The sequence below is a fragment of the Streptomyces sp. NPDC046876 genome (assembly GCF_040645035.1).
Classification (GTDB): domain Bacteria; phylum Actinomycetota; class Actinomycetes; order Streptomycetales; family Streptomycetaceae; genus Streptomyces.
Genome location: NZ_JBEYXK010000030.1, coordinates 1 through 8,416, shown reverse-complemented (window position 1 = coordinate 8,416; position 8,416 = coordinate 1). Strand labels below are relative to the sequence as shown.

At 73.8% G+C, this 8,416-nt stretch carries 9 protein-coding genes and 1 tRNA gene; 8 read left to right on the top strand and 2 right to left on the bottom strand.

Annotated features, from left to right (window positions below; genetic code table 11):
• Positions 1-216 precede the first annotated feature (216 nt).
• The 8 genes from ABZ924_RS18205 (at position 217) to ABZ924_RS18170 (ending at position 6,181) form a co-directional block, all read left to right on the top strand.
• Positions 217-852 (top strand): DinB family protein, encoded by a 636-nt coding sequence (locus tag ABZ924_RS18205; RefSeq protein ID WP_361910257.1) that lies wholly within the window; start codon positions 217-219, stop codon positions 850-852.
• Positions 853-964: 112 nt separating this feature from the next.
• A complete protein-coding gene (locus ABZ924_RS18200) occupies positions 965-1,747 on the top strand; it encodes a 2OG-Fe dioxygenase family protein (protein WP_361910254.1) in 783 nt (260 codons plus the stop codon).
• Entirely contained in the window at positions 1,747-2,253 is a 507-nt protein-coding gene (locus tag ABZ924_RS18195) for a GNAT family N-acetyltransferase (protein WP_361910252.1), read from the top strand. The genes ABZ924_RS18200 and ABZ924_RS18195 overlap by 1 nt, the downstream gene beginning before the upstream one ends.
• Positions 2,241-3,014: an AzlC family ABC transporter permease gene (locus ABZ924_RS18190; RefSeq protein WP_361910249.1), complete on the top strand. Its 774-nt coding sequence runs from the start codon at positions 2,241-2,243 to the stop codon at positions 3,012-3,014. The genes ABZ924_RS18195 and ABZ924_RS18190 overlap by 13 nt, the downstream gene beginning before the upstream one ends.
• Positions 3,011-3,337, top strand: coding sequence for an AzlD domain-containing protein (locus tag ABZ924_RS18185; protein WP_361910246.1), 327 nt, complete (start codon positions 3,011-3,013; stop codon positions 3,335-3,337). Before ABZ924_RS18190 ends, ABZ924_RS18185 begins: the two co-directional genes overlap by 4 nt.
• Before the next feature lie 120 nt (positions 3,338-3,457).
• Positions 3,458-3,531: transfer RNA gene (locus ABZ924_RS18180), tRNA-Met, on the top strand.
• Positions 3,532-3,677: 146 nt separating this feature from the next.
• Positions 3,678-4,832 carry a PP2C family protein-serine/threonine phosphatase gene (locus ABZ924_RS18175; protein WP_361910244.1) on the top strand — a complete coding sequence of 385 codons (1,155 nt, stop codon included), beginning with the start codon at positions 3,678-3,680 and terminating at the stop codon, positions 4,830-4,832.
• Between the two features lie 302 nt (positions 4,833-5,134).
• Entirely contained in the window at positions 5,135-6,181 is a 1,047-nt protein-coding gene (locus ABZ924_RS18170; protein WP_361910404.1) for a M23 family metallopeptidase, read from the top strand.
• On the opposite strand, the gene ABZ924_RS18165 is transcribed toward ABZ924_RS18170, so the two are convergent.
• Positions 6,090-7,355 (bottom strand): PrsW family intramembrane metalloprotease, encoded by a 1,266-nt coding sequence (locus ABZ924_RS18165; RefSeq protein ID WP_361910241.1) that lies wholly within the window; start codon positions 7,353-7,355, stop codon positions 6,090-6,092. The two genes, ABZ924_RS18170 and ABZ924_RS18165, sit on opposite strands and share 92 nt — an antisense overlap.
• An 82-nt stretch (positions 7,356-7,437) precedes the next feature.
• A complete protein-coding gene (trmB, locus tag ABZ924_RS18160) occupies positions 7,438-8,208 on the bottom strand; it encodes a tRNA (guanosine(46)-N7)-methyltransferase TrmB (RefSeq protein WP_361910401.1) in 771 nt (256 codons plus the stop codon).
• Positions 8,209-8,416 lie beyond the last annotated feature (208 nt).

Here is an 8,416-nt window from a genome sequence, read left to right as displayed (position 1 = left end):
AGGGGCGCGGGGAACGGCGCGCCCAGCCCCCACGCACCCGCACCGAACGCACGGCGGGCACCGCCGCCAGGGGCGCGGGGAACGGCGCGCCCAGCCCCCACGCACCCGCACCGAACGCACGGCGGGCACCGCCCCCAGGGGCGCGGGGAACGGCGCGACCAGCCACCGCCGGCCCGCACCCGGCCGGCAACACCAACCCACCCGAAGGGAACCCACATGACCACGCAGACGCAGTCGCAGGCGCCGACCACCCCCACCACCGACGGAGTCCACCGCATCGACATCCCCTCCGCCACCGAAGACCCGGCCGCCTACGTCCAGGCCCTCCTCGACGTCGCCGCCGACCGCGACCCCTTCGACGTGATCGCCAAGACCCCCGTCTGGGCGGCTGCCCTCTTCGCCGACCTGCCCACCGAACTCGCCGAGACCGTCCCCGAGCCGGGCGAGTGGCCCGCGGCCTTCATCGTGGGCCACCTCTTCGACGTCGACATCGTCTACGGCTTCCGCTGGCGCCTCGTCGCCACCGAGGACAACCCGGTCTACCCCGGCTACGACGAGCAGCTGTGGGCCCCGCTGCCCCGCCTCCCGTTCCGCCAGATGCTCGACGCCTGGACCGGCCTGCGCGCCTCCAACGTGGCACTGCTCGCCGCGCTCACGCCCGAGGACTGGCAGCGCACGGGCCGCCACGGCGAACAGGGCGGCGAAACCCTGGAGGTGATGATCCGCAAGGTCGTCGGCCACGACATCGCGCACATCAACCAGATCTACCGGGCCATCCGCCTGGTCCGCCAGGCCGCCGGCCTGGACGTCGCCGAACTCGACGCCACCTACGCCTCGCTGGGCCTGCACTGACGCCCGCGCCCACCCGCCCGCACCCCCCAGGGGCGCGGGGAACCGCGCGCCCGACCACCACCACCGGCCCGCAGCCGGACCACGACCACCAGCCACCCGGAAGGAACACCGCATGACCACGGCAGTGCAGCCGCACACCCCCGCCCCCGACACCATCACCACGGTCGGCCCGGACCTCCGCGACCGCCTGCGTGAGGACCGCTACGCCCTCGTGTCCGCGGCCGACCTGACCCTCGACCCCGCGCTCGCCGCCCGCTTCGACGACCTCCAGGCCTCCTGGGGCCGGCTCACCCCGGACGTCCACTTCGGCGGCGGGGACCGCGCCGTCCGCACCCGCCGCTACAGCGACTTCGCCTTCACCCCGGCCACCGGCGAGCTCGTCCCGCTCGACCACGTCGCGTACTACCAGAGCGCGGAGATGAACGCCTTCGTCGGCGGCATCGAGCGCCACTTCGGCGACGTCGAGGAGTCCACGTACACCAACCCGCTCTTCCTGGCCCTGGTCCGCTACGACTTCGACAACCTGCCCATCGAGGAGGAGTACCGCGACCGCGCCTGGGTCTGCCAGATCCACCAGATCCGCATCGAGATCAACCCCGGCAAGTACAACGAGCTCGTCCCCGAGGGCATCCACTCGGACGGCTACCCGTGGGCCGGCCTGCACCTGATCTCCCGGGTCGACGTCGAGGGCGGCCACAGCACCGTCTTCACCTGGGACGAGGAGCCCCTCGCCAAGGGCACCTTCCTCACCCCGCTCGACTCCCTGATCTTCGAGGACCGGGCGATGAAGCACCACGTCACGGGCCTGAGCGCGGCCGAGGACAAGGGCGGCTACCGCGACGTCCTCGCGATCTCCTTCTCCCTGCCCGGCTCTCCGTACGAGACGCTGGTCTGATGAGCGCCGCCGCTCTGGCGCTCCAGGAGCCGCAGCCGCACGTACAGCCGCACGTACTGGTCGGGCCGTACGCAGCCCCCGCGCAGCCGGCCGTCTCGGCGGACATGGCGGTCGCCGACATCCCGCAGGTGATCGAACTGCTGCGGGGCGCGCCGCAGGCCGCGTACTGCGAATGGGAGGACGAGGCGCTCCTGGCCGGGCACCTGGCCCACTCGGCCGACCTGTGCCGCGTGGTCCGGCTGCCCTCGGGCCGTGTCGTCGCCGCGCTGATCGCCGGCTCGTTCGGGGTCCGCGGCAGCATCAGCCACGCGGTGGTCGACCCGGGCCACCGCCGGCTGGGCCTGGCCCGGGTGATGGCGGTCGACACCCTGGCCGCGTTCCGGCGCCGCGGGGTCAACCGGATCTTCCTCGCGGTGCTCGACGGCAACGAGGCGGCCACCGCCTTGTGGACGGGGGTGGGCTTCCGGCCCGCCCTGGGGGAGAGGACCTTCGAGTGCGATCTGTAGCGACCGACCCCCCGGCCCCGGCGCGACCCGCCGCGGCCGGGGCGGCGGCCCGCCCCGCCTGGGCGGCGGGCTTCGGGCAGGCCGTGCCCGTGATGCTCGGCTACGTACCCGTGGCCTTCGCCTTCGGCGTCCTCGGACACACCGCCGGACTGCCGTGGTGGGCGATGGTCGCCATGTCGGCGTTCGTGTACGGCGGCTCCTCCCAGTTCGCGGCGCTCCAGCTGCTGACGGTGGGCGCCGCCCCGTACGCGATCGTCCTGACCACCTTCGTGGTCAACCTGCGCCACCTGCTGCTGTCGGCCGCGATCGCGCCCCGGCTGGCCGGCTGGCGGCGCCGGGAGCAGGCGCTGTTCGCGTACGAGCTGACCGACGAGGCGTTCGCGGTGCACTCGGCGCAGTATGCGGAGCGCCCGGTCCGGCCCCGGGCGGAGGTGTTCACGTTCAACACCGCCGTCCATGGCTCCTGGGTGGCGGGCACGCTGGCCGGCGTCCTGGCCGGGGACCTGGTGACGAACGTGGAGGCGCTGGGCCTCGACTACGCCCTGCCCGCCATGTTCATGGCCCTGCTCGCGGCCGGGGTCATCGCCGACCGGCGGGGCCTGGCCGTCGCCGCGGTGGCGGGCGGCGGAGCGGTGGCCCTGACGCTGCTTGGCCTGCACTACTGGGCCGTCCTGGTGGCAGCGGCCGTCGCGGCCACCTTCGGCCTGGCCATCGCCCCGCGCGGGGCCGCCATGGAAACGGAAGGAGTCCCGGGCCGATGAGCGACCTCGCGCTCGCCCTCACCATCGCCGGCATGGCGGCCGTCACCTTCGGGCCGCGGCTGCTGCCGACCCTCTTCCTCGCGGCGGCCGCCTTGCCCGCCCCGGTCGTGGTCTGGCTGCGGCAGGTGCCGCCCGCGGTGATCGCCGCCCTGCTGGCCCCCGCCCTGTTCACGCCGGCCGGACGGCTGGACCTGGGCCCGGGCAACTTCGGCCTGTGGCTCGCCGTGCCGACCCTGCTGCTGGCCTGGCGCACCCGGAACTTCTACCTCACGATCGCCTTCGGTATCGGCTCGCTGGCGCTGCTGCGCCTCGTCGCCGGATGACACAGCTCTCTTTGACCCCGCTCGTACCGCTCTGACCTGCGTAAATGTCGCAGCGAAGGCCTCCTCGCCCGTTAATTGGCGCAAGGTGTCCCCCGGATGCCGTAGGGTTGTACCTACCGACGCGGGGTGGAGCAGCTCGGTAGCTCGCTGGGCTCATAACCCAGAGGTCGCAGGTTCAAATCCTGTCCCCGCTACTCAGTACGAAGGCCCGGCTTCCCAGGAAGCCGGGCCTTCGTCGTGTCCGGGATCCGGGGCCTCGAGCCTCCGGGCGCGGTGCGCCGCTCACCCGGTCGGCCCGGCCGGGTCGCCGTACGGGCGCCGCTGCGGCCAGCCTTGAGGGGTGCGGCAGGGCAGCGGCGATGCGGAGGCGGCGGGCGACGCGGCCGGCGGGGGCGCCCGGAGGGTGGTCCGGGCGCTGCCGGTGGCGCTGATCGTGCTCGGGTTCGCCTTCGACCTGCTGACCCCGCCGAGCTACACCGGCTCCCCGTTCTTCGCGGCGGCCCCGCTGATCGCCGCCCCGCTCTCCTCGCTGCGGGTCACGGCGTTCACCGGCGCCATGGCCTCGCTCGCCGTGCTCCTGCTGTACGTCCACAACGGCACGACGGTGGAGTCCCTGATCGAGCTGGTCACCGTCATGACCGTCTCCGCACTGGCCCTGCTGACCAACCGTGTCGTGCGGCGCAGCGGCGAGCGGCTCGCCTCGGCGCGCGGGATCGCGGAGGCGGCCCAGCGGGCCCTGCTGCCGACGCCGTCCGAACGGATCGGCGGGCTGCACGTCAGTGCCCGGTACGAGGCCGCCCAAGCCGACGCGTTCATCGGCGGGGACCTGTACGCCGTCCAGGACACCCCGTACGGGGTCCGCCTCGCGGTGGGCGACGTACGGGGCAAGGGGTTGGGCGCGGTGGAGGCCGTGGCGGTGGTCCTCGGGGCTTTCCGGGAGGCGGCCGAGACGGAGCCGACGCTGGAAGCGCTGGCGCAGCGGCTGGAGCGGGCCCTGGCCCGCGAGGCCGCGCGGCGGGCCGGCCTGGACGCGGTGGAGGGCTTCACCACCTGCGTGCTGGGCGAGATCCCGACGGGCGGGAGCGGCGTGCTGCGGCTGCTCAACCGCGGCCACCCCGAGCCGCTGCTGCTGTACGCGGACGGGGGCCTGGCGGTGCTCGCGCCCGCGGAGCCCGCGCTCCCGCTCGGCCTGGGGGAGCTGGCCGGGGCGCCGGAACGGGCCGAGGAGTGGCCGTTCCCGGCGGGCGCCACCCTGCTGCTGTACACCGACGGGCTGAGCGAGGCCCGCGACGCCTCGGGTGAGTTCTACGAACCGGCGGTGCGGCTGCGGGGGCGGGTCTTCCCCGGGCCGGACGCGCTGCTCGGCGCGCTCAGCAGAGACGTGCGCCGGCACACCGGCGGTGGGACGACGGACGACATGGCGCTGCTGGCGGTGTGCCGCCCGGTGCAGGGACAGCCGGAGCAGCGGCGCACCGTACCGGCCGTGACGCCGTAACCACACGTAACCGAACGGCCGCTCTGCGCAAGCCGTATGACGCTCCATCAAGAAGCTTGTGTGACCAGAGGGATACAGAATTCGACTGCGTTTTGCCCGAGTTGCCCCATCAAATACTCATAAATGCGGTCCAAGTCGGTTCGACCCGGGTGCCCTTGGCCGAAACGATCAATCACGGCGGCTTGGAATCATTCCCCCGCGTCTATTACCGTTCGATAACGCAGCGCGGTCGTCCCAGCCGTCGCAGAGGCGGTGCCCTGCGCGTGCGTTTCCCTGAGGAGTGTGCCCCGGTGGCCTCCAACTTGCCTGCCCACGAAGGCACAGCGATCCAGGAACAGCCGTCCGCCGGCGCCTGGGGCGAGTGGAACCCCACCGAGGACTCCGCCCGTCCGCTGCGCGGCAAGCACCGGGTCGTCAAGCAGCGGGGGGGACTTGCGCGCAGCTCCACCGTGCTCGGCGTCGGCGTCATCGCCGCGGTCGGCGCGGCCCCGCTCGCCACCGCGCAGGACCGCCCCCAAGTCCCGATCTCCATACCCTCGTTGACCGGCCCGTCCGGCGGCGACTCCCACACCGGCGCGGCCCGCCAGGCGAAGTCCGACTCCGAGGCCGCCACGACGGGCGTCCTCGCACAGCACGCGCAGCAGTCCGGCACGCACGGCGACGCCGGCGAGGTGCTGCGCACCCGCATCCTCCAGCAGGCCGAGTCCCAGCAGGACGCCGCCGAGGCGCAGACCCGCGCCGAGGCCGAGCGCGCCGCGCACGAGGCCGCCGCCGCAGAGGCCAAGGCCAAGCGGGAGGCCGCGGAGAAGGCCGCCGAGGAGGCCAAGGCCGCCGCCGAGAAGGCGGCCCAGGAGGCGGCCGAGGCCAAGGCCGAGGAACAGCGGATCGCCGGGTCCGGCTCCGGCTCCCCGTCCTCCGGCTCTGCGTCCTCCGGATCCGCCGACAGCAGCAGCGGCAGCTACTCCCTGCCGACCTCCTCCTACACCCTCACCTCGCACTACGGCGCCGCCGGCTCCATGTGGTCCTCCGGCTACCACACCGGCCTCGACTTCGCCGCCCCCACCGGCACGCCCGTCAAGGCCGTCGCCGGCGGCACGATCACCTCGGCCGGCTGGTCGGGCGCGTACGGCTACCGGATCGTGCTGCGCCTCGCCGACGGCACCGAGGTCTGGTACTGCCACCTGTCCTCGATGTCGGTGACCTCCGGCCAGGTCGGCGCCGGCGAGACCATCGGACGCGTCGGCGCCACCGGCAACGTCACCGGACCCCATCTCCACCTGGAAGTACGCAAGGGCGGGGCGACGACGGACCCGCTGGCCTGGCTCCGGTCCAAGGGCCTGAACCCGTAAGCCGGGCCGCCGGTACGAAGACCCGCTCGCCGGCACCGGTCCGCGGCGGCAGCAGCTCCTCCAGCACCGCCGCCCGGGCCAGCGCCGGCCCGGCCGTCGCCCTGCGCAGCCACAGCTGCTGCAGCAGCTCGCGCTCCCGGCCGGCGAACTCCGCGTCCCAGGCAGGACCCGTACGGGCCCGGTGCCGCAGCAGGGCCAGCGCGGCCGCGTCCTCCTCGTACCGGGCCACCGCGCGGCCCGCGGCCCGGCCCCCGCTGTGCCGGGCCAGCGACCGGGCCAGCGAGCGGGCCGGCATCGAGGCGAGCGCCGGCACCTCCGCCGGGGCCAGCCAGCCCGCGGCCGCGTACACCGCCAACTCCCCGGCCACCGCCCGCAGTCGGCGCCGTCTTATCCGGACGGCCAGGCCCAGCAGCAGCCCGAACACCGGGACCATCACGCAGCCGTAGATCCAGTAGAACCCGTACTCGCCGATCCGCGAGGAGCAGTTCCACAGCGCGTGCATGCCCATCGCGCCCGCCAGCCCCAGCAGCGGCAGCCCGACGCGTGCGGCCCGCGGGGCCGCGGGGCGCAGCGCGGCCACGGCGCCGAAGCCGAGCCCGGTCAGCACCGTGAACAGCGGGTGCGCGAACGGCGACAGCACGATCCGTACGAAGAAAGTGGCCGCGGTCACCGAATCGAGGGCCCCCACTCCGCTCCCGGCGTCCTCCCCGAAGGCGTTTCCGAGGTACAGCACGTTCTCGGTGAAGGCGAAGCCGGTGGCGGTGAACCCCGCCACGACGAAACCGTCCGCAGGGCCGGTGAACTGGCGCCTTCGGAACGCGAACACCAGGAGCAGCGCCGCCGCCTTCGCGCTCTCCTCCACCACGGGGGCGATCGCGACCGACCCGATCTCGTCCGCATGGTCCGGATCGGCGGTCGCCGCGGAGATCCACTCGGTGGCGAAGTTGTTGGCCAGTATGGCGATCAGCGCCGCGGCGCAGGCACCCCAGCCGAAGCAGAACAGCAGCTGCGCCCAGGGGCGCGGTGCGGCCCGGCCGAGCCACCGGAAGGCCGCCATGAGCACCGGCACCGGGAGCACGGCCAGACCCAGCCCGACGAGGAACCCCGCGGTGCCGGTCTGCTCCCGTACGAGCTCGAGGATCGCCGTGCCCGACGCCCCGAGGGCGCCGAGCAAGCACGCACGAACACGAACAGGGGGAAGCGCGGCGGGCAACACGCGATGACTCTAACGAGTCACTCCGCCACGCGCAGTGACATCAGTCCTTCTTCACCCGACGGAAGAGCAAGTCGTGGACGACGTGGCCCTTGTCGAGGCCCTGGCCCTCGAAACGGGTCAGCGGCCGGAAGTCGGGACGCGGCGCGTACCCGCCGTCCGCCTGCGTGTTCTCGAACTCCGGGTGCGCGGAGAGCACTTCGAGCATCTGCTCGGCGTAGTCCTCCCAGTCGGTCGCGCAGTGCAGCACGGCGCCGGGGGCCATGCGGGTCGCGGCCAGGTCCAGGAACTCGGGCTGGATCAGGCGCCGCTTGTGGTGGCGGGCCTTGGGCCACGGGTCCGGGAAGTACACGCGGATCCCGGCGAGGGAGGCGGGCGGCAGCATCTCGCGCAGCAGGATGATCGCGTCGCCGTTCGCGACGCGGACGTTGGTCAGGCCGTTGCGCTCGGCGAGGGCGAGCAGGTTCCCCTGGCCCGGGGTGTGCACGTCGACGGCGAGGATCCCGGTCTCGGGGTCGGCGGCGGCCATCTGCGCGGTGGCCTCGCCCATCCCGAACCCGATCTCCAGCACGACGGGCAGCCCGTCGAACATCTCCTCGAGGTCGATCACGTGGCGCCCGTCGATGTCGAGGCCCCAGGTCCCCCAGAGCCGCTTCAGGGCTTCGCCCTGGCCGGTGGTCACGCGGCTGCGGCGCGGCTGGAAGCTGCGGATCCGCCGCTCGTGGTGCGAGCCGGCCGGGTCCGGCGCGGGGCCGTCGGGGAACCGGGGCTCGGTCCGCCACTTGGGCGGCACGTAGGACTTCGCCTCCGGCACGGCTTCCGGGACGCTGGGCTGGGTGGAATGGGACTCAGACACAATCCCAGAATTCTACGACCGCCCCCCACCCGGCGCGGCGCCGCGGCCGCTGCGCGGAGCGGTTCCCCACCCCGCCCCTTCCCGAAACAGGGTCCTGCGGCCCCGGCCCCCGCCTGGGGCTCCGCCCCAGACCCCGCGCCTCAAACGCCGGCGGGCTGGAAAATCC